Annotated in this window: 2 protein-coding genes; both read left to right on the plus strand. The window is 59.2% G+C overall.

What is annotated here, in order from left to right; all coding sequences use genetic code 11:
* Positions 1-226: 226 nt before the first annotated feature.
* Positions 227-808, plus strand: coding sequence for a DUF302 domain-containing protein (locus ACYP5B_RS24985; protein WP_459571457.1), 582 nt, complete (start codon positions 227-229; stop codon positions 806-808).
* Between the two features lie 151 nt (positions 809-959).
* Positions 960-1,256: a DUF1330 domain-containing protein gene (locus ACYP5B_RS24990; RefSeq protein WP_400102352.1), complete on the plus strand. Its 297-nt coding sequence runs from the start codon at positions 960-962 to the stop codon at positions 1,254-1,256.
* The last annotated feature ends 277 nt before the right edge of the window (positions 1,257-1,533 follow it).

Here is a 1,533-nt window from a genome sequence, read left to right on the forward strand (position 1 = left end):
CGGCTTAGGCGTGTCAGAGAGCGAAGTGCGTGCGGCCGTCGAGGCGGGGATCCTCGTCGGCGGCGTTCCGGACTCGGTGAAGAACGCGCCGTCGGCGGAAGTGCGGGACGTCGTCGGATCGAATCAAGAGGTAGCGGCCTCCATCGAGGCGGGTTGATCAGGGCAGGCCCTTGCAGGTTGAGAGATCGCGCGGGTAGCTTTTACGCGCAATAAACAGGAGACTTCCATGAGCAAAGCAAGTAGTACGCTGTTCGGGACCGTGGTCGGCGCCGTTGCGTCGACGATGTTGTCGATCCCGGGTCACGCGGCCGATGACGTCCAACCGCAGATTCGCGATGTCGCGATGAAGCACGTGATCATTGAAACGAAGAAGCCATATGCCGACGTGTGCGGGTTCATCGAAGGTAAGTTGGGCCGCCTGGACCAGCCGATGCGCGACATGCTGCAGAACGGCCAAACCGACCAGCTCCGCGAATCCGCCACGCGAATCACCCGGAACTACGGACTGTCCATTCACCACATTGCCTACCATGGCAAGGTGCTCGCGCTGAACGGTCCGACGGAAAACCTGAAGGCCTACTATATTGGCGATATCCTGTCGGCATCCAAGATGACGCGCGAGATTCGGGCAGCGGGCCTGTATGCGCCGCTGCGTGCGGTCATATATCAGAACGCGTCGGGCGGCACTACCATCGAATACGATCAGCCCTCCTCACTGTTCGGGCAGTTCCACAATCCAACCACCGATGCAATGGGCGTCAGTCTGGATGAGCGGATGAGCAAGCTCATGCACGACGCGGCTAGCTGACATTTCCCGCTTCACCGTTTCAGTTGTGACAAGGGCCGGTGGATGCCTTGGCCCTTCTTCGTCACATGCATACACGCGCTCAGGATTCATATAGAGACGTCTATGTTAATAGGGTCTCCGTTCTCAAGTGTTTTTCAACTGAGGAAGCAAAATGGCAAAAGGATATTGGGTGGCAGCGTATCGAGCGATTCATGACGCAGATAAGCTAGCGGCGTACGGTGCCCTCGCGGGACCGGTAGTGAGCGCAGCGGGCGGAAAGTTTCTGGCGCGAGGCGGCGAGGTCGTTGCGTTCGAAGCGGGTCTGAAGCAGCGGACCGTCGTGGTTGAATTCCCGAGCTTCGAGCAGGCTCTCGCTGCGTATCAGAGCAAGGCTTATCAGGAGGCATTGGCCGTACTGGGCGATGGCGCCGAAAGGGACGCGCGCATCGTCGCAGGTGTCGACGACTGAGACGTACCCGCAGACTGCCAGGGCGGCCCGCGCTGTAGGGCAGCGCGGGCGCCCGTCACCGTCGCCCGTTCTTTGTTACGTTGACCAGTGAATTTCCGCACTCTATCTGACGTCGGATTTGGAGAGATTCACGCAAACACGAAGACGATGACGGCCAAGGAATCTTGTCCTACATCGCTGATTCAAGCCCCTAGCTTACTTGGGGTGGCCGAAATGGCCAGCCTTGTTCATCGACCGCGGCGCCAACGAAAAAGGTAGCGCGGCATAAAACGACTTC

It is taken from the genome of Cupriavidus sp. 8B, from assembly GCF_054589115.1.

Excerpts from the sequence above, each read along its gene's own strand:
- ACYP5B_RS24985 (WP_459571457.1), top strand. The coding sequence starts at position 227 with ATGAGCAAAGCAAGTAGTACGCTGTTCGGGACCGTGGTCGGCGCCGTT.
- ACYP5B_RS24990 (WP_400102352.1), top strand. The coding sequence starts at position 960 with ATGGCAAAAGGATATTGGGTGGCAGCGTATCGAGCGATTCATGACGCA.